Origin of the sequence: Nonomuraea sp. NPDC051191, assembly GCF_044455665.1 — a bacterium.
Classification (GTDB): domain Bacteria; phylum Actinomycetota; class Actinomycetes; order Streptosporangiales; family Streptosporangiaceae; genus Nonomuraea.
Genome location: NZ_JBITEZ010000004.1, coordinates 386,725 through 411,060, shown reverse-complemented (window position 1 = coordinate 411,060; position 24,336 = coordinate 386,725). Strand labels below are relative to the sequence as shown.

Below are 24,336 nucleotides of genomic sequence, written 5' to 3'. Positions count from 1 at the left end.
GGGCCGAAGGTGGCGTTCGAGATCGGGTCGGGCATCGACGACCGCACGCTGCCGCCGGAGGTGATGACGACGCTGCACCGGGTCCTGCTGGAGTCGCTCACCAACGTGCGCAAGCACGCCACCCGGGCCGCCTGGGTGGAGGCCGATCTGCGGCGGTACGAGCGGGTCGTCGTGCTGCGGGTGCGGAACTTCGGCTCAACCGCGTCGGACCCGCGGGTGTCCCGGCTGGGCGGCGGGTTCGGGCTGGTCGGCATGGCCGAGCGGGTGGAGGCGCTGGGCGGCAGGCTCTACGCGGGCCCGTCCCCCGAGGGCCCCTGGGAAGTGATCGCCGAGTTCCCCCTCCCCTGACCCGAGAGGGGGCTCACCGAGGTCGAGTTGCCCTGAGCCGAGAGGGGCTTCTCCGAGGGAGAGCTCGCCCGCGGTGAAGGAGCGGGTGAAGTGGTCCTCGCCGAGGGCGGCGCGCAGGCGGGTGGTGATGCGGTCGACGTCGTGGCGTTCGCCGGCGGGCAGGGGCGCGCCGACGGCTCGCCGGATCGCCGCCGCCCGTCCCAGCTTCCCGGCCGCCTCCTCCAGCCGCTCCCCGCCCGCGATCGACAGCGCGCCCGCCAGCCCCTCCAGGGCCAGCGCGACGGCCCTCGGGTCGCCCGTCGCGCAGGCGTCCCCGTACCCCTCGTGATGGCGGGCCAGCGCGGTCCCGGCGTCGCCGCGCTGCTCGGCCACGAACCCCCACTCCGCCATGACGAACGCCGTCCCGGGCGTGCCGTCCACCTTCCGCAGCCAGTCGAGCGCCGACAGCAGGTACGACTCCGCCTCCTCGTACCGCCCCTGCCTGCGGGCGCTCATGGCCAGGCCGAGCAGCGCGTTCTCCTCCGCCGACCGGTACGACTGCGCCACCGCCAGCCGCAAGGCCCGCCCGTGGAAGTCGTCGGCCCGCTCGTAGTCGCCCGTGAGCAGCGCGAGCCGTCCGATCGCGGCCAGCTTGAACGACACGTCGAACCCCAGCCCCTCGGCCAGCCGCAGCGCCTCGTGCCGCAGCCGGGCCGCCCCCTCGTAGTCGCCGCGGATCTCGGCCACCCGGTCGAGGACGTCCATGGCCTCGACCTGCCCCCATTCGTCCCCCAGCTCCCGGAAGACGGCCAGGCCCCGCCCGCCGTCGCGTTCCATCGCCGCCAGGTCGCCGCGGCCCACCGCGAGCTTTCCCCGCAGGCACAGCGCCGCCGCCATCCCCCACCGGTCCCCCAGCTCCTCGTACGCCGCGAGCGCCCGCCCGACGGCGGCCCGGTGCGCCGCGTGGTCGCCGTACGCCCAGCGGGCGAAGCTCAGGAACCAGTCGGCCAGCGCGGCCCCCGTACGGTCGAGCGCGGCCCGGCGTACCGGCGGGGTGGGCTCGCCGAGCAGCAGCCCGATGCCGGCCAGCCAGACCGAGGCCAGGGCGGCGGCGCTCTCCTCGCCGCCCGCCGCCAGCGCCGCCTCGATCGACCTGCGGGCCTCGCGCAGCCTGCCGCGCAGGATCCAGTACCAGGCCAGCGCGTTGGCCAGGCGCAGGGCCTCGGGGCCGGACAGGGCCAGCCGCAGGTTGGCGCTCTCGGCGTCCAGCCGGTCCAGCCACTCGTGCTGGCGCGGGCCGCGCAGCTCGGCGCGGGCGGCCAGGCCGGTGTAGTGGCGGGCGTGCCGCTCGCGCAGCAGGTCGTGCTCGCCGGCCTCGCGCAGCCGTTCGAGGCAGTAGGCGGTCACCGACTCCAGCAGCCGGTAGCGTGGACCGCTCGCCACGACCACCAGCGACCGGTCCACGAGTTTGGCCAGCACGTCGAGCACGTCCACGCCGGGCTCGGCGCAGACCGCCTCGGCGGCCTCCAGCGTGCAGCCGTCGGCGTGCACGGCCAGCCGCCGCAGCACTGTGCGCTCCTCGGCCGACAGCAGCTCCCAGCTCCAGTCGATGGTGGCCCGCAGCGTGCGCTGCCGGGCCGGCGCGTCCCGCATCCCGGCGCTGAGCAGCCTGAACCTGTCGTCCAGCCGGGCGGCCAGCTCCTGTACGCCGAGCGCCCGCACCCGCGTCGCCGCCAGCTCCAGGGCCAGCGGGATGCCGTCGAGCCGCCGGCAGATGTCGGCCACGGCGGGGCCGGGCTCGACGTCCGCGCGGGCCGCGAAGAGCCGTACGGCGTCGGGCTCGGGCAGCGGGTGGACGACGCGGACCCGTTCGCCGGACACGCCCAGCGGCTCCTGGCTGGTGGCCAGCACGCGCAGGCCCGGCGCGGCCCGCAGCACCGCCGAGACGAACCCGGCGACCTGCTCGACCAGGTGCTCGCAGTTGTCCAGGACCAGCAGCGCGCTCCCGCCCGCCAGCACCCTGGCCAGCCTGGACGCCAGCGGCACGGAGTCGTCGTCGCGCACGCCCAGCACGGCCGCCACCGCCTCGGCCACGTCCGCGGCCCCGGCCAGCTCCACCAGCCACACACCGTCGGCGAACCCGTCGGCGAACCCGCCGGCGGAACCATCGGCGGAAGCGTCGGGGAAGGCCAGGCGGCGGGCGGCGGCGAGGGCGAGGCGGGTCTTGCCCACGCCGCCGGACCCGGTCAGGGTCACCAGCCGCGACTCCGCCAGCAGGCCGGCGACCTCGGCGAGGTCGCCGTCGCGGCCGATCAGCGCGGTGAGCGGCGCGGGCAGGTTGGTGCGCGGCCCGGGGTCGGCGGGCGGCGGGGCGGTCAGCGCGGGGTCGTGGCGCAGGATGGCCCGGTGCAGCGCGGCCAGCTCCGGCGAGGGGTCGAGCCCCAGCTCCTCGGCCAGCCTGACGCGCAGCTCCTCGTAACCGGCCAGCGCCTCGCTCTGCCTGCCGCCCCGGTACAGGGCCTTCATGTGCGAGGTGCGCAGCCGTTCGCGCAGCGGGTGCCGGGCGACCAGGTCGGCGAGGTCGACGTCCTGGCCGAGGGCGAGGCGTACCTCGGCCTGCTCCTCCAGGGCCGACAGGCGCAGCTCGGTCAGCCGGGTGATCTCGGCACGGGCGAACCCCTCGTCGGCGAAGTCGGCGTAGGCCGGACCCCGCCACAGCGCGAGGGCCTGCTCCAGCTCGCGGGCCCGCTCACGCGGGGCGGCCCCGCGGCGGCCCGCCAGCGCGCGGAAGCGGGCGGCGTCGGAGTCGTGGGCGGCCAGCCGGTAACCGGCCGGGCCGTGGACGATCACGGCGGGGTCGCCGAGCGCGCGGCGGAGCTGGGAGACGCGGGCCTGGAGGGTGCCGAGCGGGTTGCGGGTGGGCCGGTCGCCCCACAGGTCGTCGATCAGCCGGTCGGCGGAGACCGGACCGCCGCCGGCCGCCAGCAGGGCGGCGAGGAGCGCGCGGACCTTGGGCTCGGCGACGTGGACCTCCTCGCCGCCGGTCGAGACGGCCAGCGGGCCGAGCACCCCGAATCGCACCATGCAGAGCCTAACCCGTAGCCGGTCGTAAGGATTTCCGTAGCGCGGTGTCGCAGGCTCCCTGTCATGACTCAGGTGACAGTTGTGGGACTCGGCCCGATGGGGTCGAAGATGGCCGAGACGTTCCTCGGCGCGGGTTTCGACGTGGCCGTGTGGAACCGTACGGCGAGCAAGACCGAACCGCTGGTCGCCCGGGGAGCCCGGCGTGCGGCCTCGGCCGCGGACGGCGACCTGCTGGTGATCAGCCAGATCGCCTACCAGGCGATGTACGACAGCCTCGGCGAGGCCAGGCTCGACGGGAAGGTGCTGGTCAACCTCAGCTCGGGCACCCCCGAGGAGCTGCGCGCGGCGGCCCGCTGGGTGGCCGGACGCGGTGGCACGCTCATCACCGCCGGGATCATGGTCCCGCCCCCGGGCATCGGGCAGCCGGGCGCGTACTCCTTCTACAGCGGCCCGAAGGACGTGCTGGACCGGCACACCGCGACGCTCAGGGCACTCGGCGACGTCGTCCACGTCGGCGACGACGAGGGCCTGGCGATGATGTACTACCAGTCGCTGCTGCTGATCTTCTGGTCGAGCCTGACCAGCCAGATGCACGCCATGGCGATGCTGCGCACGGCCGGGGTCTCCCCGCTGGAGTTCCTGCCGTACGCGCGGGAGACCTTCACCCAGCTCGGCGGCGACGGCACGATGGGGTTCGCCAAGGTCCTGGCCGAGGAGTTCGCCGCCGGCGTCTACCCCGGCGAGCTGAACTCCCTGCACATGCAGGCCGTCGGCCTGGGCCACGTCGTGCACGCGCTGGCCGAGGCGGGGGTGGAGACCACGGTGCCGAACGCGCTGAAGCGGCTCTTCGAGCGCGCCGACGCCGAGGGACGGGGCCACGAGGGCCTCGGCACCGTGATCGAGTCGATCAGGAAACCCTGATCAGTGGTTGGCGAGGAAGGCGAGCAGGTCCTGCCGGGTGATCAGCCCGGCGGGCTTGCCGTCCTCCAGGACGACGGCCGCGTCGGCCTTCTCCAGCGCCTCGACCGCGCGCGCGACGGGTTCACCGCTGCCGATCGTGGGTAGCGGCGCCGACATGTGGTCGGAGATCGGGTCGTCGGAGGCGAGCCTGCCGTGGTAGAGAGCCTCCAGCAGGTCGCGCTCGACGATCGAGCCGACCACCTCGGCCGCCATGACCGGCGGCTCCTCCTTCATGACCGGGAGCTGCGACACCGAGTACTCGCGCATGATCGAGATGGCCGTGCCGACCGACTCGTGCGGGTGGGCGTGCACGAACTCCGGCAGGCCCGGTCCCTTGCGCGCCAGCACGTCGCCGACCAGACCCTCGTCCGAGCTGGTGGTCAGGAAGCCGTAGTCGGCCATCCAGTCGTCGTTGAAGATCTTCGACAGGTAGCCGCGGCCGCCGTCGGGCAGCAGCACGACCACCACGTCGTCGGGCCCGGCCTTGGCCGCCACCTGCAGCGCCGCCACCACGGCCATGCCGCACGAGCCGCCGACCAGCAGCCCTTCCTCGCGGGCCAGGCGGCGGGTCATGTTGAAGGAGTCCTTGTCGGACACCGCGATGATCTCGTCGCAGATCCCGGTGTCGTACGTGGCCGGCCAGATGTCCTCGCCCACGCCCTCCACCAGGTACGGACGGCCGGAGCCGCCGGAGTACACCGAGCCCTCGGGGTCGGCCCCGATGATCTTCACCCGGCCGTCGGAGACCTCCCTGAGGTAGCGGCCGGTGCCGCTGATCGTGCCGCCGGTGCCGATGCCCGCCACGAAGTGCGTGATCCGGCCGTCGGTCTGCTCCCACAGCTCGGGACCGGTGGAGTGGTAGTGGGAGTCGGGGTTGTTGACGTTGGAGTACTGGTCGGGCTTCCAGGCGTTGGGGATCTCGCGGGCCAGCCGGTCGGAGACCGAGTAGTACGACTCCGGGTGGTCGGGCGAGACGGCGGTCGGGCAGACCACGACCTCGGCCCCGTACGCGCGCAGCACCGCGATCTTGTCCTGGGCCACCTTGTCGGGCACCACGAACAGGCACCGGTAGCCCTTCTGCTGGGCCACGATGGCCAGGCCCACACCGGTGTTGCCGGACGTCGGCTCAACGATGACACCGCCCGGCCGCAGCGCGCCCGACGCCTCGGCGGCCTCGATCATGCGCAGCGCGATGCGGTCCTTGACCGAACCGCCGGGATTGAAGTATTCGACCTTGGCCAGCACCTGGGCGGAAATCCCCGCCGTGACCTTGTGCAGCCGGACGAGCGGAGTGTTCCCCATGAGATCGACCAGGGAATCGTAAACGCGCACCGAGGTGTTCACCTTCTTTGCCGAAGCTTGATCAGCTTGCCCGAGGCCGAGATCCATTGGGGGTGGCAGGCCCTCGGCTAGTTTTCAAGCAAACGCTACCGCCGAGTTCGACCGGGAGGACACTACGTGGTCTGGGCAGCAGGCATGGCACGCGCGGCCAGGAGGATCGCCATGGCGGCCGCGCTCGGAGGTGGCGGGCTGACGGCGCTCGGAGCCACGGCGTACGGCCTGCTGATCGCTGAGGGACTGCTCGCACGCAAGGCCATCGGCCGCCCTCACGGTCTGGACGGACCGCCCTCGGACGGCATCTACGGCGATTTCCACGGAATCCCCCTCAACATGGTCATGCTCGGCGATTCCACCTCGGTGGGCCTGGGCATGACCGATCCCAGCCACACCCCCGCCGTACTCCTGGCCAACGGCGTGGCGGCCGTGGCCGAGCGCCCGGTGCACCTGCTCGTCGCGGGCAAGTCCGGCGCCCCCTCCGCGGAGCTGCCCGAACAGGTGGACGCCGCCCTCGCCATGCGCCCGGACGTGGCGGTGATCTTCGTGGGCGCCAACGACATCATCACCCAGACGCCGCCGGCCGTCGCGGTGCGCCATCTGGCCAAGGCGGTGCGGCGGCTGCGCGAGGCGGGCGTCGAGGTGGTCGTCGGCACCTGCCCCGACCTGGGCACGGTGCGGCCCATCGCCCAGCCGCTGCGCTGGGTGACCCGCCGGTGGAGCCGTCAGCTCGCGGCGGCCCAGACCGTCGCCGTGGTGGACGCGGGCGGCCGGACGGTGGCGTTCGCCGACGTCCTGGGGCCGGAATTCGATACAAATCCGACAGAAATGTTCGGACCGGATCGTTTCCATCCATCTGACCGAGGTTACGCGCAGGCCGCTTACGCGGTGCTACCGTCGGTGTGCGCTGCGTTGGGGCTGTGGCCTGAGCCGCGGCCCGCGCGGGGCGAAGGACTGCAACCGATCTACCTTGCGGCGGCAACGGCCGCGGAGGAGCCCGGCACCGAGGTCAGCGCGACCCGGGTCGACGGGCGGGCGACGGGGCTCCACGGCAAGTGGGCCACGCTGTTCCGCCGGCGACTCGGCGAGACGCCCACCGACGCCTGAGCGCGCCCGGCGGACGACTCGACGCCCCCCACCGACGCGTGAACGTGCGTGGCGGGGGGCTTGACGACCCCTGATCCGGTCACCCTCCGAGCCCTAGCCGTCACTCCTCGTTCTCTTTGGAGTGAATTGTCTGTGCTCCGGCCCCTCATGAAACCTTCCCTGGCCCTCGCGGGGACCCTCGCCCTGACCGCCTGCTCCGGCAGCGACGCCGCCACGGCGAACTTCCCCTCCTGGCAGAACACCCAGGTCAACGCGGTCAGCCGGATCGTGTCCGCGGCCGGTGTGGTGACCACGACGTCCATGAAGCCCGACGGCACGCTGGAGACCGTGGCGCTCGGCCTCGACAACGGGCGGCGCCTGTGGGCGTACCCGGCGACCATGGCGGGCCGCCTGCCCGGCATGGGCGTCTCGGCCCCCGCGATCGTGGAGACGGCCAAGGGTCAGGGGGTGATCGTGGCGCTCGACCCGACCAGGAAGGGGCGCTGGAACGCCACCCTCATCGCCCGCGACGCCCGGTCCGGGGCGCAGAAGTGGACCCGGCCGATGCACTCCACGTTCGGGCCGCAGCGCTGCGGCCCGTACCTGTGCGTGTCGGAGCACACCGCCCTGGCCCACGCCCGCATGGTCGTGCTCGATCCCGCCACCGGCCGGGTGATGTGGAAGCTGCCCGGCATCTCCGAGGTCGAGTGGTCCGACCCGGCCCGGGTCCTGCTGCTGCGGATGGCCGCCAACCCCATGATCGAGTCGTACGACGTCAAGACCGGCAAGCTCCAGTGGCAGCAGCCGATCGAGCAGGCGCTCGGACCGGGCATCGACCTGTCGGGCGGGTGGGCGTTCGGCTCGACCGGCGACAACCTGGTCGGCTACGTCGCCCCCTACACCAACCCCCAGACGAAGAAGGTCTCCACCTTCGGCCTGTTCTCCATCCGGATCGGCGACGGCACGGTCAACTGGATGCGTCCCTCGGTCGTGCGCGTCTACCCGAGCGGCAGCCCCGGCTACGCGCCCGTCGTACGCCCGGTCGACCGCCAGGGCGCCTACGGCGGTTTCGCCAGGCTCGACTCCGAGACCGGCCGGGTGGTCGGCCAGATCACCGCCTCCGACGTCCCCGGCTCGGGCTGGTGGCTGGCCTTCCCCGACCGCATGGACAAGCTGGGCTTCCTCAAGCACGACGCCAAGGGCAGCGCCTTCGACCTGGTCTCGGGCAAGCCCGCACAGGTGGGCGAGGAGCGGGGCTGGTCCTTCTGCGTCACCGACCCCAAGCCGCTGCCGCTGCGCGGCCAGGCCCCCGGCTTCTACTCCACGGCCGCCGTCTGCGAGTACGACCTCGGCAGCGGCACCCGCGTCTCCCCCATGAGCGCCCCGCCCCCCTGGTTCACCGGCAGCCAGGACGGCTGGCGCCTGTGGCGCGACGAGAAGGGCGCCGTGCACGCCGTCAACGACCACACCGCCACCGCCCCCGGCATGTACGGCTGACGCGGGGCCCCGGGGTGCTTGCGAGGAGGACTGGAATATAGTTCTAATATCAGCGCCGGACACAAGGAGGGGCCATGCCCGAGGCAGTCATCGTCGCAACCGCGCGTTCCCCGATCGGACGAGCCTTCAAGGGGTCGCTCAAGGACATCCGTCCCGACGATCTGACCGTACAGATGATCCAGGCGGCGCTGGCCAAGGTGCCCCAGCTCGACCCGAACACGATCGACGACCTCATGCTCGGCTGCGGCCTGCCGGGCGGCGAGCAGGGCTTCAACATGGCCCGGGTGGTGGCGGTGCTGCTCGGGCTCGACACCGTGCCGGGCACGACCGTCACGCGTTACTGCTCCTCCTCGCTGCAGACGACGCGGATGGCCTTCCACGCGATCAAGGCGGGTGAGGGTGACGTGTTCGTCTCGGCCGGCGTCGAGACCGTCTCCCGGTTCGCCAAGGGCAACTCCGACTCGCTGCCCGACACCCACAACCCGCTCTTCCTCGACGCGCTGGGCCGCACCAAGCAGGCGGCCGAGGGCGGTCAGACCTGGCACGACCCGCGCGAGGACGGCGCCGTCCCCGACATCTACATCGCCATGGGGCAGACCGCCGAGAACCTGGCCCAGCTCAAGGGCGTCAGCCGCCGCGAGCAGGACGAGTTCGGCGTGCGCTCCCAGAACCTGGCCGAGAAGGCGCTTGCCGACGGGTTCTGGCAGAAGGACATCACCCCCGTCACCCTCCCCGACGGCACCGTGGTCGCCAAGGACGACGGCCCCCGGGCCGGCACCACGTACGAGGGGGTGGCCTCGCTGAAGCCGGTCTTCCGCCCCGACGGCACGGTCACCGCCGGCAACTGCTGCCCGCTCAACGACGGCGCGGCGGCCCTGGTCATCATGAGCGACGTCAAGGCGGCCGAGCTGGGCATCACGCCGCTGGCCCGGATCGTCAGCACCGGCGTCAGCGGGCTCTCGCCCGAGATCATGGGCCTGGGGCCGGTGGAGGCCTCGAAGCAGGCGCTGTCCCGGGCCGGGATGGCGATCGAGGACATCGACCTGGTGGAGATCAACGAGGCGTTCGCGGCGCAGGTGATCCCGTCGTACCAGGACCTCGGGATCGACCTCGACCGGCTCAACGTCAACGGCGGGGCCATCGCCGTGGGGCACCCGTTCGGGATGACCGGCGCGCGCATCACCTCGACGCTGATCAACAGCCTGCGTCACCACGACAAGAGCCTCGGTCTGGAGACCATGTGCGTGGGCGGCGGCCAGGGCATGGCGATGGTGCTGGAGCGCCTGTCCTAGATCGTGCCAGGCGGCCCTGTACCGGTCTCACGGCCGGTGCGGGGCCGTTTCGCGTGGTGCGGGTCAGCCCTGACGGTCCGGGCCCGCCTGGAGCGGGGTCACGCGGACGATGACGCGCCGATCGCGGACCATGGCCTCGCGGTAGCCGTCCCAGTCGGGGTGTTCGCCGGAGATGTCGCGGTAGTAGGCGACGAGCTGGTCCATCGCCTCCGGCAGGGAGACGATCTCGGCCGTCCCGTCGACCTGGAGCCACTGGCCGAAGAAGCCGTCGGCGAGCACGCAGAGGGAGACGCGGGGATCACGGCGGATGTTGTGCACCTTCATCGCCGTCTCGCGCGTGCTGACGACGATGCGACCGTCGGCCACGCCCGCCAGCACCGGCGACATCTGCGGGTGCCCTCCGCGACGGCTGGTCAGCAGGACTGCGTGGTGGTTGGTCTCGATGAAGCCGAGCGCCTTGTCCAGATCCATGTGTTCATGATGACGCGCCCGTGCGGCGAGCACGGGCGCGGGGTGGGGAAGAGCTCTAGATCGAGCCCATCCGGGTACGGCGGTGCCGCTCGTGCTCCAGCACGATCGCGGCGGCGTAGCCGTGGGTCAGCCCGTGCTCGTCGGCGAGCCAGTTGGCCCGCTCGTCACACCTCAGGAAGGACGGGCCGTTGTCGATGGCTTGGAACCACTCGGGGAGTTCGCGTCCCGTTATCGTGGGGACCCTTGCGATGAGCTTCGTCTGCGTCTCCGGTGAGTGGTTCAAGGACATGGGCACCTCCGCGGATTAAGGTCCTTTGCTCGACACTGCAACACCGCGCTGCGAATGGCAACCCCCAAGCCAGGCATCATTCTGTGACGGCAGGTAGATTTCCGGTCGCACAAAGAGAGGGCCCCGCCGTTACGGCGAGGCCCCCAGGAGGTGAACGATCAGTCGTCGCCGGTGAAATAGCTGATGAAGCGGAGCACCTCGAGGTAGATCCAGACCAGGCTCAGCGTGAGGCCGAACGCGCACTGCCAGGCGAACTTCTCCGGAGCGCCCTGGCGCACGCCCTGCTCGATCGAGTCGAAGTCGAGGAGCAGGAAGAAGCAGCCGACCAGGATCATGACGAGGCTGAAGATCCAGCCGATCGGGCTGTCGGTGCGCAGGCCGAGCCCGACGCCGTTGAAGATCCCGACGATCAGGTTGACCAGCACCAGCCCGACCACCGCGATGGCGGCCGCCATGCCGAACTTGACCAGCTTGGGCGTGACGCGTACGACCCGCAGCGAGTAGACGGTCAGCACCGCGCCGAAGGCGAAGGCCGTGCCGAGCACCGCCTGGAAGACGATGCCGCTGATGGCCCCCTCGAAGACCTGGCTGATCTTGCCCAGGAAGACGCCCTCGAAGACCGCGTAACCCAGGATGAGCGCCGGGTTGGTGCTCTGGGTGAACGAGGCGATCAGGCCGAGGATCAGGGCCACGACGGCGGCGCCGATGGCCAGCCCCGGGGGGACGTCGAGCACCCAGGTCGCGGCCGCGGCCACGACGAGCGCTCCGAGGGTGAGGAAGCCCCGGACCACGACGTCGTCGAGGGTCATCGCCCGGTGGGCGGGCGGGGCCGGGGGTGCGTACGACGGGGCGTCGTACATGTTCCGCAGGGTGTCGGGTGACGGGGCGGGGCCGGCCCATCCCGCGTGCTGCTGACGCGTCCTGCTGAAAACGGGGTTCTTGCTCTCCATCGCTGCCTCCTGTGGCGCCGAGCCTACGGGGCCTGGCGGCACCTAGGTCAACTCACGCTGAGATCGAAGTTCGTCGGGGGACTTCGGCAGCGAGGACAACGAACGTGGCCGGGCGGGAGTTCCCAAGGTCGCCGCGGCCGTCCCGGGGGCCGGCGGCCGGGCGGCTAGTAAGTCCGGCGCGGGCAATTGAAACAGTGTTCTGTTGGGTTTCGTGATGAAAACGGAATCTTCCCGACGCCTCACCACACCGGGTCTTCCCGGCAAACGAGAGGAAGCATTGTGTGACGGGTTGATAGCAGTAGTGAACCATCAGCCGCGACAAGATGCTTCACTCGGAGAAAACCCCAGGTCGGGGACACTTAAGAATGGTGCCCCCGGCGGGATTCGAACCCGCACTACAACCCTTTTAAGGGGTTTGCCTCTGCCATTGGGCTACGGGGGCGCCGCAATCATACGAAACGGACCATGCTTCCGAGGAGCACAACTTCGCATCAGGCGTCACAAGTGTGAAGTCTGCGGTGAAGTGATAGCGCCCCTGACACTCTGTCCAAGAAGAGTAGACCGTCCAGATGGTCCAGTTGGTGCTGAATGCAGCGGGCCTCGAACGCGTCCGCCTCGACGGTGACCGGCTCCCCTGTGCCCGGCAAATGCCCATGTACGGTGATACGCGTCGCGCGCCGTACGTCCGCGGTGAGCCCCGCGATGGACGCGCACCCCTCGCGCCCGCCGTCCCAATGGGAGGCACTCGTGAGGCGAGGGTTGACCAGGACGAGCTCACCGGCCCACGACCGGGCCCGGGGGTGGGCCCAGGCGTTGAAGGCGATCAGCCGCCAGCTCAGGCCGATCTGGGGGGCGGCCAGCCCGGTCATGGCGATCTCGCCGCGCAGGGTCGCGAGGAGGTCGGCGGCGGCCGTCACGGTCTCGGGGGCCGCCGGATCGACCGGCTCGGCCCTGGCCGACAGCGTCGGGTGGGGCGCGCCGAGCACCCGGCGCGGGGTGCCTCTGGCGCCCGTCACAGCAGGTCCGGCTCGACGGGACGGAAGGTGATCTCCGAGTCGAGCCCCGCCCCGACGGCCGCCAGCCGGCGCATGAGGGCCGCGACGTCGACGTCCTTGGGCAGCTCGACGTCGGCGATGAGCACGTAGAGGCGGCCGGTGAGCCGGGTGCTCATGCCGGTGATGTTGCCGCCGTCGGCGGCGAGCACGGCGCTGACGGCCGAGATGATGCCCGGCCGGTCGGGGCCGTGCACGGTCAGGACGTAGCCGTGGCCGCCGCCGTCGTCGCAGAAGTGCCGCCGCGCCTCGATCGCCGAGGCGGAGACCACCAGCTCGGGGGCGCACAGCCGCTTCGTCAGCTCGTCGGGTTCGAGATCGCCGGAGACCAGCAGCATCATCGCCACGTAACCGCCGAGCAGCGTCATGGTCGAGTCCTGGATGTTCGCGCCGCAGTCGGCCAGCGAACCGGTGACGGCGGCGATCACGCCGGGCCGGTCCACGCCGAGCACGGTCACCGCTGAGAGCCCCACCCGTGGTACCCCTTCCGCATTTAGTTCAGGGGTGCCGAAAACGCCCCGGCGATGTTCGCCGGGGCGCTGCCGTGCCTGGGCTAGCGGCGGGTCGTCGCCACCGCGGCCCTGAATCCGTCGCGCGGATGCTCCATCTCACCGAGTGAGATGGTCTCTCGCTTGAAGAACAGGGCCAGGGTCCAGTCGACGACGACACGGACCTTGCGGTTCAGCGTCGGCACCCGCGACAGATGGTAGGTGCGGTGCATGAACCACGCAGGGAAACCGCGCAGCTTCACGCCATAGACATTCGCGACGCCCTGATGCAGGCCCAACCCGGCGACCGATCCGACATACTTGTGCCGGTAATCGACCAGTTCCTCGCCACGCAGGTGACGGACGATGTTGTCGGCCAGCACCTTGGCCTGGCGCACGGCGTGCTGGGCGTTGGGGGCGCAGTACTGGCCCGGGTTCGTCACGTCGGGCACACCGGCCGCGTCGCCGGCGGCGAAGGCGTCGCGGGTGCCGGCGACGGTCAGGGCGGCGGTGGTCTTGATCCGGCCGCGCTCGTCCAGGGGCAGGTCGCTGTCGTTGACGACCGGGCTCGGCTTGACGCCCGCCGTCCACACCAGGGTCTCGGCGTCGAACTCGGTGCCGTCGCTGAGCACGACGTGGCCGCCCTCGCACGACTCCAGCCTGGTGTCCAGCTTGACCTCGATGCCGCGCTCGCGGAGCTGCTCCAGCGTCCACTTGCCCATCTCGGGGCCGACCTCGGGCAGCACCCGGTTCGTGGCCTCGACCAGGACCCAGCGCAGGTCGGCCGGGGTGATGTTGCGGTAGTAGCGGGTGGAGTCCTTGGCCATGTCCTCAAGCTCGGCCAGCGCCTCGACGCCCGCGAAGCCGGCCCCGACCACGACGAACGTGAGCGCCCTGCGCCGCACCTCGGGATCGACGGTCGACTCGGCCACGTCGAGCAGGTGCAGCACGCGGTTGCGCAGGGCGATGGCCTCGCCGACGGTCTTGAACCCGATCCCGATGTCGGTCAGCCCGGGGATCGGCAGCGTACGCGAGATGGACCCGGCGGCCATCACGATCAGGTCGTAGGCCACCTGACGCGGCTCGCCCTCGGCGGGCTGGAAGGTGACGACGCGCTCGGCGTGGTCGACCTTGGTGACCGTGCCGTTGAGAATGCGCACCTTGGGCAGGATCCGGCGCAGCGGGGCCACCATGTGCCTGGGCGAGAGGTTGCCCGCCGCCGCCTCCGGCAGGAACGGCTGGTAGGTCATGTAGGACTGGGGGTCGATGATCGTGATGCTCGCCTCGCCGCCGCGCAGCTCGCTGCGGAGCCGGCGCTGCAGCCGGAGCGCGGTGTACAGGCCGACGTAACCGCCGCCGACGATCAAAATGTGCTTGTTCATCCTGAGGCCCCATCCCTCGTGGAATGCTTGTGAAAGCATTCACAAGCTTACGTCGGGGTCTTCCGGAGAGTCCAACCCGGGGATGGTGGGACGCGTCACACCGCCAGCGACCTGGCCCGGAGGAAGACGTCGTCCAGCATCTGGGCGGTGACGCGGCCGGTGAAGGTGTTCTGCTGGCTCGGGTGGTAGCAGCCGATCAGGGTGACGGGGACGGAGTCGTACCGGACCTCGACCTCGACGCCGTGGCCGAACCGGGGCCGCACGCGCGGCAGCTCGTAGCCGGCGTCCTTGAGCGCGGGCCACATGGCCTGCCAGGCGAACCCGCCGAGCGCCACCACCGCCCGTACGCTCCCCGCCACCATCGCCACCTCGCGCGCCATCCACGGGAAGCAGGCGGCCTTCTCCTCGGGGGTGGGCTTGTTGGCCGGAGGCGCGCAGCGCACCGACGCCACGACCCGGGTGTCGATGAGCTCCTGGCCGTCGCCGGCGTACGTGCTGGTCTCCTTGGCCGCCAGGCCGCAGCGGTGGAGCGAGGCGAACAGCCAGTCGCCGCTGCGGTCGCCGGTGAAGATGCGGCCGGTCCTGTTGCCCCCGTGGGCCGCCGGCGCCAGGCCCACCAGCAGCACCTTCGGCCGCTCGGCCCCCCAACCCGGGACGGGACGGCCCCAGTACGTCTCGTCCGCGAACGCGCGCCGCCTCACGCGCGCCACCTCCTCGCGCCACTCCACCAGACGCGGGCAGGCGCGGCAGACGGACTGCTCGGCCGTGAGCTCCGCGAGGGTGCCGGCGGTGGAGGCGAGGCGACGCACGTCCGCGGGGTCGTGGGCCACCGGGGTGTCAGGGGTGGCGGGGTCGCCGGGCCAGCCGGTGCCGGGTGGTACGAAGCTCATGACACCGATGGTGCCCGATCATCCGGTCTTCTTCGGCGCGGGAGTGACGGTGGTCGGCGTGGGCGTAGGGGTGGGGGGTGCCGTGGAGGCCGTCGGGCACGCGCTGGGCGGGGCCGTGGGCATGCCGTTCTCCGCCATCAGCTCCTGCTCCTGGATCAGCGGCAGCGGGTAGCGGTTGAGCACCGGCTCCCCGCACGACCGGTCGACCCTGTAGCCGCGGCTCTCGGGGTCGAGCGTGATCGGCTTGCCGTCCTGGTCGTAGAGGTAGACGTCGGTCAGCGGGCTGCCGTCCTTGGCGTACGGCTTGATGTTGTAGATGTCGAGGCCGCCTCCGACGAGCATCACGTCGGCCGGCGCCGACATCATGACCGGCTGGTCGTCCCCGTCGGAGGCCGCCGCCATGCCGGCGAGCAGCGCCAGCCCCGCCAGCACGTTGACGCCCGTCGCCAGCAGCGCGACCAGGCGCCCCCCGCGGGCCCGGCCGAACCACACCGAGACCCATACGGCCACCGCCACGAGCGCCCACTCCGCCGGGTTCGCCGGGACGAGGCCGCCGCGCGCCGTGATCGCCAGCAGCAGCATGGCCAGCAGGTAGCCGCGCAGCACCCACCAGCCGGGCCGCAACTCCGGCAGGAAGGCCGCGAAGCTCCGGTACGGCTTGTGGCGCAGCAGCTCCGCGTGCGCCCGCGCCGCCCACACCCCCGGCCGCGGACGGCGCCTCTGACGGCTCTGGGGACGCCCTCCGTAGGCGGCCACCAGCTCCTCCGCGTACGCGGCGGGCGGCCCGAGCCGATCCTCCAGTGGCAGGTCCGACTCGGCCGCGATCTCGGCCAGATGGTCGTCGAGGTCCTCGATCAGCTCGTCCCGGTCGGGGTGACCGGCCAGGGCGTCGCGGACGGCCTGCGCGTACTGTTCCGGCGTGATCGGTGTGATCGGCGCGGTCATGCGTGCCCCTCCTTGAGCAGGGAATCCATGGTGGCCGCGAACGACGTCCACCGCTTGGCGGAGGCGGCGTACAGGGTACGGCCGACCTCGTTGAGCCCGTAGTACTTGCGGTGCGGGCCCTCGTCGGAGGCCACGACGTAGGAGTTGAGCGCGCCGGCCTTGAACAGGCGGCGCAGCGTGCCGTAGACGGAGGCGTCGCCCACGTCTTCCAGGCCCGCCTCCCTGAGCCTGCGCACGACGTCGTAGCCGTAGCCGTCGCGCTCGTCGAGCACGGCGAGGACGGCCAGGTCGAGCACGCCCTTGAGCAGTTGACTGCTATCCACGCAAAGAAGAGTACTGTGCAAAGCACAGTAGTGGCAACAAGAGAACCGGGCGGCTCCCCTGAGGGTGCCGCCCGGTCACATGATCAGCTTAGGCGTCGACCTTCGGGCAGGTCGCCGAGTAGTTGGCGACCCCCGACGAGGCGGCGTTCGGGCTGACGACGACGAGCTCGATGGTGCCCTTCGTCTCCTTGCTGTTGTGCGTGCCACCGACACCCCAGGTCACGGCGACGTCGCCGTTGACCTGACGCTCCAGGACGTTGACGTCCTTGACGCCGTTGACCACCCAGTAGTACTTGACGGTGGTGGGGCCGGTGCTGTGCAGAGTGGCCGAGAAGTCCACGCCGGGACCACGGTTGTCCGCGCACATGTCGTTGCGGTTACCGGTGACCGACACGGCCGACACGGACGCGGTGGGCTTGGGAGCCTCGCACGCCGCGTACGACTGCGTGATCGAGTCGTTGTTGTTCGGGCCGGTGACCGTCAGGGTGATCTTGCCACCCTTGGCGGCCTCGCCGGTCAGCGCCCGCTCGGGGAGCTCGACGGTCTTCGAGCCGCTGCCCGAGAAGTAGCTCTCGCCCTTGGCGACGGACTCGCCGTTGAGGGCCCAGGTCCACTGGACGCGCGCGGCGCCGGTCGCGTTGACGTTGGCGTGCGCGCCGACCTTGCAGCCGTTGTTGTTGGTGGCCGTCACCAGGTCGGTGGCCGACACCTTCGCAGCGGGAGCGGGGGTCGAGTCCTTGCACCACACCTTGTAGTAGGCGCGGTTGGAGCGGGCGCTGTCGGGGCCGACGATCTCAAGCTGCGCCCAGCCACGCTGGCTGTGACGCGGGGAGATGCCGAAGCCGACCTTGCGCTTGCTCGAGACCCTGACCTTGCCGTAGTCGACGACCTCGCCGTTCAGGATCCAGCGGTAGCGGACCCAGCTCGGGTGGTTGACGCTGATCAGACCGGTGAAGTCGATCTTGTCACCAGGGGTGCAGACGCCCTCGTAGGACGAGGGGTTCGCCCAGGCGCGCGCCGAGACCGACACGTCCTTGTCCGTACGGACATCACCGAGGTCGACACACGAGACCGAGAAGTAGCCCTTCTTGGACGTGACCTTCTTCGGACCGAGGACCTGGACGGCCTCCCAGCCCTTGACGTCACCCTTGAAGGTCACCGACTCCTTGACGGTGACCGACTTGGTGCCGTGGCCCTTGAGCTTGACAACCTGGACCTTGCCCTTGGACCCGTCACCGTGGAGCCAACGGTAGGCGAGCTCGGTCTTGCCCTTGACCGGGACCTTGATCTTGGCCGAGAAGTTGACCTTGACCGGGCAGGAACCCTGGTAGTCCTGGTCGGACGCCTTCGGCGCCGTGACCGACACCTTGGCGGACTTGGCCGCGGTGGCCGTGGTTGCCTTGCCGGCCGCGGACGAGGTCGCCGCCTGCGCGGGACTGGCTACCAGGCCCGCCGCCATGGCGGCCAGCACGGCGGCGGAGGCGCCGAACGCCGCCGCCTTACGTGCCAACCCAACAGACATCATGTGAGAGTGCTCCATTCCGTGAGGGAAAAGACGCGCTCGGGAACGGTCGCCACGCCGGCACCTTCCGTGCACAGCAAAATGGCAAAGCCCCCGTTTTGCGCCTTTACCTAATCACAATAGTGATTGCACACTCAACACGGGACATAGATCGGAAATGTCCGGATTTGGTGGTCTAGCCGGCGAGAGACCAGGCGATTCCGTCCAAGATGTCGTGTTCGCTGACGACGACCTGCGAAAACGCGAAACGGCGCACGATCCGGTCAAGAATAAGGGCACCGGCACCAATCACGTCAACACGTCCGGGATGCATCACCGGAACCCGGGCGCGATCACCATGGGTCATCGCGAGCAGCCGCCGCGTCACCTCGTGGACCTGTTCGGCGGAGATCCTGGAGTGATGGATACGCGTGGAGTCGTAGGCCGGCAGGTCGAGCGCGATGCCCGCGATCGTGGTCACCGACCCGGCCAGACCGACCAGCGTGTGCGCCCGCTCGACGGGCACCGCCTCCGCGACCCGGTCGAGGGCCGCCTCGATGTCGGCGACGACGGCCTCCAGCGCCGAAGCCGGCGGCGGGTCTCCGGCGTCACGCAGGTGGCGTTCGGTCAGGCGTACGCAGCCGATGTCCACCGACAGCGCGGCCTCGGCGTGCTCGGAGCCGACCACGAACTCCGTGGAACCGCCGCCGATGTCCACCACCAGGTACGGGGGCAGCGGGCCCTGCGGCAGCTCGGTCTCCGGCGAGATGCGCAGCAGGCCCCTGGTCGCCCCCGTGAACGACAGCTCGGCCTCCTCCGCCCCCGTCGCCACCTCGGGCGCCACGCCGAAGATCTCGCGGACGCCGTCGACGAACTCCTGCCGGTTGCCGGCGTCGCGGGTCGCGCTCGTGGCCACCACCCTGGTCGCGACCGCGCCGTGCCGGTCGATCAGCTCGCGGTAGGAACGCATCGCCTTGAACGTGCGCTCCAGCGCGTCGGGCGCCAGCATGCCGGTGCGGTCGACGCCCTGCCCCAGGCGGACGATCTCCATCCGCCGCTCGACGTCGTGCAGCACGTCGTCGCGGACGTCGGCGATGAGCAGGCGCACCGAGTTGGTGCCGCAGTCGATGGCCGCTACACGCATGGTCCGTCACTCCACCAGTCGGGGAGCGCGTCGAGCGCCTCCCTGCCGAACGGGTTGCTCCCCGGCACCGCCAGCTCGTGCGCGACCAGGGCGTGCAGGCACTTCACCCGCAGCGGCATGCCGCCGGTGCTCTGCATGTCGCGGGGCAGCGGCTCCATGCCCTCGTCGTGGGCCGCCTTGTCGCGCCTGGCGACGTAGTCGTCGTGGGCTGCCTGGTAGGCGGCCGCCAGGTCGGGGTCGGTCGCCAGCCTGGCCTGCATCTCGCGCATCAGGCCCGAGCCTTCGAGCGTGCCGATGGCCGAGGCGGCCTTGGGGCAGGTCAGGTAGTACAGGGTCGGGAACGGCGACCCGTCGGGCAGCCGCGGCGCGGTCTCCACCACGTCGGGGTTGCCGCACGGGCAGCGATGGGCCACCTCGCGCAGACCTCTGGGCGGACGGCCGAGCTGCCGCTGGACCGCCTCGACGTCGTCACTTTCCACTGCTGCTCTCCACCGCTCTGCGGCCCGTGCCCTTGTCGGCCGCCTCCACCGACTCCCACAGCGTCTGGTACCACGGGGGCACCTCGACGGGCTGCTTCACGGCCGTCTGCTCCTTGCCCTGGTCGGGCTCCATCACCACGTAGCACTTCTCGCCGGGGCCGCAGAAGTGCAGCCGCTCCTTGGCGGTGCGTTTGATCCAGTTGGGATCGTCGCTCTGTCTGTCGCGCGCCAGCAGGGTCTGCCGCTCGGCCTCGACCCTGGCCTTCTCCGCCTGCAGCTCGGCGATGCTGCGGCGCAGGCTGATGTACTCGCGCACAGGGTAGGCCAGGCTCATCGCGATCGCGCACACCACGACCGCGAGGATGGCGGCCCGCCCGGTCAGCTGCGGCCTCTTCGCCAATGCTGCACACCCCCTTCGACGTACGGCTCGCGGCCGTCAGACCTTCCCCGGCCGCGAGCCGTCAGTCGAAACTAGCGTCGGAACCGCGGAAAAGCCGCGCGACCCGCGTAGCGGGCGGCATCGTCGAGAAGCTCCTCGATGCGCAGCAACTGGTTGTACTTGGCCACGCGGTCGGACCGCGCCGGGGCGCCGGTCTTGATCTGGCCGCAGTTGACCGCCACCGCCAGGTCGGCGATCGTCGTGTCCTCGGTTTCGCCGGAACGGTGGCTCATCATGCACCGGTAGCCGTTGCGGTGGGCCAGGTCGACGGCGTCGAGTGTCTCCGACAGCGTGCCGATCTGGTTGACCTTGACCAGCAGGGCGTTGGCGGTGCCCTCGTCGATGCCGCGCGCCAGCCGCTCGGGGTTGGTGACGAACAGGTCGTCGCCGACGAGCTGGACCTTGTCGCCGAGAGCCTCGGTGATGGCCTTCCAGCCCGACCAGTCGTCCTCGTCGAGGGGGTCCTCGATGGACACGAGCGGGTAGTTGGCGACCAGGTCCTCGTAGAAGGCGATGAGCTCCTGCGCCGAGACGCCCTTGCCGTCGATCGTGTAGACGCCGTCCTTGTGGAACTCGGAGGCGGCCACGTCGAGGGCCAGCGCCACGTCTTCGCCCGGCACGTAGCCGGCCCGCTCGATCGCGACCAGGATCAGGTCGAGGGCGTCGCGGTTGGAGGGCAGGTTGGGGGCGAAGCCGCCCTCGTCGCCCAGGCCCGTCGCGTAGCCCTTCTCCTTCAGCACGCCCTTGAGCGCGTGGTAGACCTCGGTGCCCATGCGCACGGCCTCGCGGAACGTCTCCGCGCCGATCGGCGCGATCATGAACTCCTGGATGTCGACGTTGGTGTCGGCGTGCGCGCCACCGTTGAGGATGTTCATCATCGGGACGGGCAGCACGTGGGCGTTGGGGCCGCCGACGTAGCGGAACAGGGGCAGGTCGGCGCTGTCGGCCGCGGCCTTGGCGACGGCGAGCGAGACGCCCAGGATGGCGTTGGCGCCCAGCTTGGCCTTGTTGGGCGTGCGGTCGAGGTCGATCATGATCTGGTCGATGATGCGCTGGTCCTCGGCCTCGACCCCGTTGATCTCCTCGAAGATCTCGTCGGTCACCGCGAGCACGGCCTTCTCCACGCCCTTGCCGCCGTAGCGCTTGCCGCCGTCACGCAGCTCGACCGCCTCGAACTGGCCGGTGGACGCCCCGCTCGGCACGGCGGCCCGGCCGCTGCTGCCGTCGTCGAGCACGACCTCGACCTCGACCGTGGGGTTGCCCCGGGAGTCGAGGATCTCGCGAGCGTAAACGACCTCGATGGTAGCCACGGGTAGCGCTCCTTAAGCGAAAGGCAATATGCCATCAGAGCCTATCGGTACCCCGGTGCACCGGTACGGCACGGTCGCCCCCACGGCCCGGCCGCCGGAACGCGAGCTCGGGCCCGTCGCGGGTCAGCCGGTCTGAGCCCCGGCGCGGACCGGGCGGTCCGTCGCGGGTCAGCCGGTCTGAGCCCCGGGCGCGGGCCCGTCGTGGGTCAGCCGGTCGAGGACAGGCTCCAGGCCTGGAGGCGGCTGCCCGTCGCGACGACCAGGAGCCCGTCGCCCACCGCCAGCCCGGTGACCTTCCGGCCGGGCGCCAGGTCGCCCAGCCGCTCGCCGCGGTCGGCGTTCCACACGGTCACCCCGTCGCCGCCGCCGGCGATCATCCGGCGCCCGCCCGCGGCCGTGACGCCGACGTCCGCCGCGCCCGTGCTGAAGCCGCGCTCGAAGGCGCCGCTGTCCAGGTCGTACACGGCGGTCGAGCCGCCCGTGGTGACGGCGGCCCGGCCGTCGCCCAACGCGGCGACCGAACGCACCTCGCCCTTGCCGAGCAGCCCGGCGGGCGCCCCGACCAGGCCCCGGCCGGTGCCGACGAGGGCCTTGCCGGTGGACTCGTCCCAGGCCAGGGCGGTGACCGGGCCGGTCGCGAGGCGGTCGCTGGCGACGATGCGGTTGGAGGTCAGGTCGAGCGTCACGACCTGACCGTCGGGGCAGCCGATCACCACCGCGGGCTGCTTGCGCCACTGGCCGGACGCCAGCCGGGCCTCCGACCGGCACACCTGGTGCCACACGCCGGGGCGGGCGTCGCCGATGCGCCAGCGCCGCACGATTCCGTCCGTACCCGTCCAGACGGCGGTCTGCCTGCCGCCCACGGGGATCAGCACGAGGGAGCGCACCGGCGTGGGGCCCGCGTCCGGGAGCCGGTCCAGCGGCTCGCCGACGCGCGGGTCCCACACCTCGATCGACCTGCCGGACCTCTCGGCGTAGGCGACGACGGGCGCGCCCTTGTGGTGCCCGATGGCCATCGCCGCGACGTCCGCCCCGGACGCGGGCCCGAACTCGGGACCGAGCTCGACCCCGAACGCCGCAGACGCCCCGTTCTGCCCTTCGACGGCGGGAAGACCGGCGTTCCGCCAGAACATCCCGGCCCCCACGCCCAGGACGACGAGCACGCCCACCCCGGCCGCCGCCCACCGCATCCCCGGCCGCGCCTCGGAAGCCGCCGCCCGCACACCCCGCGGCTCATGCGGCGCCCTCCTGGGGGCGTGACCGCGCGGCGCCGCCGCCGTACGCCCCGCCAACCACGCCAGCACCTCGTCGGCCGACGGCCGCGCCCCCGCCTCCTTGGCCAGGCACGCGCGCAGCACGCCCCGCAGCGGCTCGGGCACCTCGCGCAGGTCGGGCTCGGCGTGCAGGATGCGGTTCATGACGGCGGGGATCGAGTCCCGGCCGAACAGCGGCTGCCCGGTGGCGGCGAACCCGACGGTGGACGCCCAGCTGAAGACGTCGGACGCGGACGTCGCGCTTTCCCCCGCGATCTGCTCCGGCGACATGTACCCGGGCGTGCCGACGACGCTGCTCGCGGTGGTGGAAAGGTCCATGTCCCTGGCGATGCCGAAGTCGATCACGCGGGGGCCGTCCTGGCCCATCAGCACGTTGCTCGGCTTGAGGTCGCGGTGGACGATGCCCGCCCCGTGGACGGCGGTCAGCGCCGTGATCGTGCCGACCGCCAGCCGTTCCAGCTCCGCGCCGGTCAGGGGGCCGCCGTCGAAGACCAGGTCGTGCAGGGACGGCCCGTCGATGAACTCGCTGACGATGTACGGCCGCCCCTCGGCCAGCCCGCTGCCGTAGATCCGGGCCGTACGCGACCCCGCCACCTTGGCCGCGGTCACGCTCTCGCGCAGGAACCGGCGGGTGGCCCGCTCGTCGCCCAGCAGCCGCGGATGCAGGACCTTGACGGCCGCGTGTCCGCCGTCGGCGTCGCGGCCCAGGAACACCGACCCCTGCCCGCCGTCGCCCAGCCGGCCGAGCAGGCGGTAGCCCGCCACCTCCCGCGGCTCCCCCGAGCGCAGCGGCCTCAGCTCCACCACCAGTCCCCCTCGGCTCGCCGGTTCAAGCCCCTCAGGATCCTGGCATTTGGCGACTTGTTCCGACAACCAGGGCGGTCAGGCGTTCGACTCCCACGCGCGTACGCGGTCGCGGTAGGCGCGGGCCGCGGCCCGCAGCTCGGCCTCGGGGTCCAGCCCGGCCTCCTGCGCCCGGCGTACGAGGTCGAACAGCTCCCGCGCCACGCCCTGGCCGATCGCCGACGCCAGCGCGTCGGGCGCGCCGGCCCGCTCGGCCCGGCGCAGCAGCTGGGCGGCCAGCGCGAGCGCGGGCTGACCCATGGGGACGCCGTCGAGCACCGACGACGACTCCTCGCCCTTGGCCGCCCGCTCGGCCGCCTTGATCGCCTCCCAGTTGTCGCTGACCTGGTCGGCGCTCTCCGCCCGCACCGACCCGAACACGTGCGGGTGCCGCCGGACGAGCTTCTCGACGATGCCGGCGGCCACGTCGTCCATGTCGAACGTCTCGGCCACGCGGGCGTGGAAGACCACCTGGAGCAGCAGGTCGCCGAGCTCCTCGCGGAGCGCCGCGTGGTCGCCCTGCTCGATCGTCTCCAGGACCTCGTACGCCTCCTCCAGCAGGTACGGCACCAGCGACTCGTGCGTCTGCTTGCGGTCCCACGGGCACTCGGTGCGCAGCCGGTCCATCACCGCGACCAGGTCGAGCACCCGCGAGCCGGGCAGGTCGTACGAACCGGGCACGACCTCGATGAGCGGCGGCTCGTCGAGCGCGATGGCCGCGCGCCCGATCGCGCGCATGAAGTCCTCGTCGTCACCGGCGAGCCAGACCACCCGCTCGCGCACCGCCCGCCTGGACAGCGCGACCGCGTCGGGCACGACGACCTCCGCCTCGACCCCGGCGGCGGCCAGATAAGGAAGCTGCGGGTGGGCGTCGGAGCCGGTCAGGACGGGCCCCGAGCGCAGCGCCTGCCAGGCCTGGTCGCTCAGCAGGCCCGGCGCGACCCTGGGCGAGGTGGTGACGACGATCAGCGGCAT

The 24,336-nt window shown here is 71.7% G+C and carries 22 protein-coding genes and 1 tRNA gene; 4 read left to right on the top strand and 19 right to left on the bottom strand.

Annotation, left to right across the window (positions count from 1 at the left end; translation table 11 throughout):
• Window positions 1–195: 195 nt before the first annotated feature.
• The gene (locus tag ACIA8R_RS13660; protein WP_397038467.1) at window positions 196–3,411 is read right to left on the bottom strand and encodes a BTAD domain-containing putative transcriptional regulator; all 3,216 of its coding nucleotides are present in this window, start codon (window positions 3,409–3,411) and stop codon (window positions 196–198) included.
• A gap of 72 nt (window positions 3,412–3,483) precedes the next feature.
• Here ACIA8R_RS13660 and ACIA8R_RS13655 point away from each other — a divergent pair, with 72 nt between their 5' ends.
• Window positions 3,484–4,332 carry an NAD(P)-dependent oxidoreductase gene (locus ACIA8R_RS13655; protein WP_397038465.1) on the top strand — a complete coding sequence of 283 codons (849 nt, stop codon included), beginning with the start codon at window positions 3,484–3,486 and terminating at the stop codon, window positions 4,330–4,332.
• Here the strand turns inward: ACIA8R_RS13655 and ACIA8R_RS13650 are convergent, their stop codons facing one another.
• On the bottom strand, window positions 4,333–5,703 hold the full coding sequence (locus ACIA8R_RS13650) for a cystathionine beta-synthase (protein WP_357708791.1): 1,371 nt from the start codon (window positions 5,701–5,703) through the stop codon (window positions 4,333–4,335). It abuts the gene before it with no gap.
• A gap of 126 nt (window positions 5,704–5,829) precedes the next feature.
• Here ACIA8R_RS13650 and ACIA8R_RS13645 point away from each other — a divergent pair, with 126 nt between their 5' ends.
• The 3 genes from ACIA8R_RS13645 to ACIA8R_RS13635 all read left to right on the top strand — a co-directional run bounded on the left by ACIA8R_RS13645 (window position 5,830) and on the right by ACIA8R_RS13635 (window position 9,581).
• Window positions 5,830–6,813, top strand: coding sequence for an SGNH/GDSL hydrolase family protein (locus ACIA8R_RS13645; protein WP_357708793.1), 984 nt, complete (start codon window positions 5,830–5,832; stop codon window positions 6,811–6,813).
• A 147-nt stretch (window positions 6,814–6,960) separates the two neighbouring features.
• Complete coding sequence (locus tag ACIA8R_RS13640; protein WP_364097610.1) at window positions 6,961–8,289, top strand: PQQ-binding-like beta-propeller repeat protein; 1,329 nt, start codon at window positions 6,961–6,963, stop codon at window positions 8,287–8,289.
• Between the two features lie 74 nt (window positions 8,290–8,363).
• Window positions 8,364–9,581 carry an acetyl-CoA C-acetyltransferase gene (locus ACIA8R_RS13635; protein WP_357708798.1) on the top strand — a complete coding sequence of 406 codons (1,218 nt, stop codon included), beginning with the start codon at window positions 8,364–8,366 and terminating at the stop codon, window positions 9,579–9,581.
• Window positions 9,582–9,644: 63 nt separating this feature from the next.
• Here ACIA8R_RS13635 and ACIA8R_RS13630 read toward each other — a convergent pair whose 3' ends face one another.
• The 17 genes from ACIA8R_RS13630 to ACIA8R_RS13550 all read right to left on the bottom strand — a co-directional run bounded on the left by ACIA8R_RS13630 (window position 9,645) and on the right by ACIA8R_RS13550 (window position 24,336).
• Window positions 9,645–10,052, bottom strand: coding sequence for a PPOX class F420-dependent oxidoreductase (locus ACIA8R_RS13630; protein ID WP_357708800.1), 408 nt, complete (start codon window positions 10,050–10,052; stop codon window positions 9,645–9,647).
• A 55-nt stretch (window positions 10,053–10,107) separates the two neighbouring features.
• Window positions 10,108–10,341 (bottom strand): DUF4287 domain-containing protein, encoded by a 234-nt coding sequence (locus ACIA8R_RS13625; protein WP_357708803.1) that lies wholly within the window; start codon window positions 10,339–10,341, stop codon window positions 10,108–10,110.
• A 158-nt stretch (window positions 10,342–10,499) separates the two neighbouring features.
• Window positions 10,500–11,291 (bottom strand): Bax inhibitor-1/YccA family protein, encoded by a 792-nt coding sequence (locus ACIA8R_RS13620; protein WP_397038462.1) that lies wholly within the window; start codon window positions 11,289–11,291, stop codon window positions 10,500–10,502.
• A 366-nt stretch (window positions 11,292–11,657) separates the two neighbouring features.
• A tRNA-Leu gene (locus ACIA8R_RS13615) sits at window positions 11,658–11,733 on the bottom strand.
• Between the two features lie 49 nt (window positions 11,734–11,782).
• Window positions 11,783–12,307: a peptide deformylase gene (locus ACIA8R_RS13610; protein ID WP_397038460.1), complete on the bottom strand. Its 525-nt coding sequence runs from the start codon at window positions 12,305–12,307 to the stop codon at window positions 11,783–11,785.
• Window positions 12,304–12,816, bottom strand: a complete 513-nt coding sequence (locus tag ACIA8R_RS13605) for an ACT domain-containing protein (RefSeq protein ID WP_357708812.1) — start codon at window positions 12,814–12,816, stop codon at window positions 12,304–12,306. The genes ACIA8R_RS13610 and ACIA8R_RS13605 overlap by 4 nt, the downstream gene beginning before the upstream one ends.
• An 80-nt stretch (window positions 12,817–12,896) precedes the next feature.
• Window positions 12,897–14,213 (bottom strand): NAD(P)/FAD-dependent oxidoreductase, encoded by a 1,317-nt coding sequence (locus ACIA8R_RS13600; protein ID WP_357708814.1) that lies wholly within the window; start codon window positions 14,211–14,213, stop codon window positions 12,897–12,899.
• Between the two features lie 95 nt (window positions 14,214–14,308).
• Window positions 14,309–15,103, bottom strand: a complete 795-nt coding sequence (locus ACIA8R_RS13595) for a uracil-DNA glycosylase (protein ID WP_357708817.1) — start codon at window positions 15,101–15,103, stop codon at window positions 14,309–14,311.
• An 18-nt stretch (window positions 15,104–15,121) separates the two neighbouring features.
• Window positions 15,122–16,048: a hypothetical protein gene (locus tag ACIA8R_RS13590; RefSeq protein ID WP_397038457.1), complete on the bottom strand. Its 927-nt coding sequence runs from the start codon at window positions 16,046–16,048 to the stop codon at window positions 15,122–15,124.
• Window positions 16,045–16,371: a PadR family transcriptional regulator gene (locus ACIA8R_RS13585; RefSeq protein ID WP_357708822.1), complete on the bottom strand. Its 327-nt coding sequence runs from the start codon at window positions 16,369–16,371 to the stop codon at window positions 16,045–16,047. Before ACIA8R_RS13585 ends, ACIA8R_RS13590 begins: the two co-directional genes overlap by 4 nt.
• Window positions 16,372–16,459: 88 nt before the next feature.
• Window positions 16,460–17,881 (bottom strand): hypothetical protein, encoded by a 1,422-nt coding sequence (locus ACIA8R_RS13580; RefSeq protein ID WP_364097623.1) that lies wholly within the window; start codon window positions 17,879–17,881, stop codon window positions 16,460–16,462.
• A 187-nt stretch (window positions 17,882–18,068) separates the two neighbouring features.
• Window positions 18,069–19,016, bottom strand: coding sequence for an exopolyphosphatase (locus tag ACIA8R_RS13575; RefSeq protein ID WP_397038455.1), 948 nt, complete (start codon window positions 19,014–19,016; stop codon window positions 18,069–18,071).
• The gene (locus tag ACIA8R_RS13570) at window positions 19,007–19,495 is read right to left on the bottom strand and encodes a DUF501 domain-containing protein (protein ID WP_364097629.1); all 489 of its coding nucleotides are present in this window, start codon (window positions 19,493–19,495) and stop codon (window positions 19,007–19,009) included. Before ACIA8R_RS13570 ends, ACIA8R_RS13575 begins: the two co-directional genes overlap by 10 nt.
• A complete protein-coding gene (locus ACIA8R_RS13565) occupies window positions 19,485–19,895 on the bottom strand; it encodes a septum formation initiator family protein (RefSeq protein WP_357708832.1) in 411 nt (136 codons plus the stop codon). Before ACIA8R_RS13565 ends, ACIA8R_RS13570 begins: the two co-directional genes overlap by 11 nt.
• 71 nt (window positions 19,896–19,966) lie before the next feature.
• Window positions 19,967–21,244, bottom strand: coding sequence for a phosphopyruvate hydratase (gene eno / locus ACIA8R_RS13560; RefSeq protein WP_357708834.1), 1,278 nt, complete (start codon window positions 21,242–21,244; stop codon window positions 19,967–19,969).
• 206 nt (window positions 21,245–21,450) lie between these two features.
• Complete coding sequence (locus ACIA8R_RS13555) at window positions 21,451–23,325, bottom strand: WD40 repeat domain-containing serine/threonine protein kinase (RefSeq protein WP_397038452.1); 1,875 nt, start codon at window positions 23,323–23,325, stop codon at window positions 21,451–21,453.
• 75 nt (window positions 23,326–23,400) lie between these two features.
• Window positions 23,401–24,336 (bottom strand): MazG family protein, encoded by a 936-nt coding sequence (locus ACIA8R_RS13550; RefSeq protein WP_357708840.1) that lies wholly within the window; start codon window positions 24,334–24,336, stop codon window positions 23,401–23,403.

Bases quoted from the DNA above. Each gene is read 5' to 3' on its own strand.
- ACIA8R_RS13635 (WP_357708798.1), top strand. From the start codon at position 8,364: ATGCCCGAGGCAGTCATCGTCGCAACCGCGCGTTCCCCGATCGGACGA.
- ACIA8R_RS13620 (WP_397038462.1), bottom strand. From the start codon at position 11,291: ATGGAGAGCAAGAACCCCGTTTTCAGCAGGACGCGTCAGCAGCACGCG.
- ACIA8R_RS13660 (WP_397038467.1), bottom strand. From the start codon at position 3,411: ATGGTGCGATTCGGGGTGCTCGGCCCGCTGGCCGTCTCGACCGGCGGC.
- ACIA8R_RS13640 (WP_364097610.1), top strand. From the start codon at position 6,961: ATGAAACCTTCCCTGGCCCTCGCGGGGACCCTCGCCCTGACCGCCTGC.
- ACIA8R_RS13575 (WP_397038455.1), bottom strand. From the start codon at position 19,016: ATGCGTGTAGCGGCCATCGACTGCGGCACCAACTCGGTGCGCCTGCTC.
- ACIA8R_RS13590 (WP_397038457.1), bottom strand. From the start codon at position 16,048: ATGACCGCGCCGATCACACCGATCACGCCGGAACAGTACGCGCAGGCC.
- ACIA8R_RS13550 (WP_357708840.1), bottom strand. From the start codon at position 24,336: ATGCCGCTGATCGTCGTCACCACCTCGCCCAGGGTCGCGCCGGGCCTG.
- ACIA8R_RS13595 (WP_357708817.1), bottom strand. From the start codon at position 15,103: ATGAGCTTCGTACCACCCGGCACCGGCTGGCCCGGCGACCCCGCCACC.
- ACIA8R_RS13630 (WP_357708800.1), bottom strand. From the start codon at position 10,052: ATGGATCTGGACAAGGCGCTCGGCTTCATCGAGACCAACCACCACGCA.
- ACIA8R_RS13625 (WP_357708803.1), bottom strand. From the start codon at position 10,341: ATGTCCTTGAACCACTCACCGGAGACGCAGACGAAGCTCATCGCAAGG.
- ACIA8R_RS13600 (WP_357708814.1), bottom strand. From the start codon at position 14,213: ATGAACAAGCACATTTTGATCGTCGGCGGCGGTTACGTCGGCCTGTAC.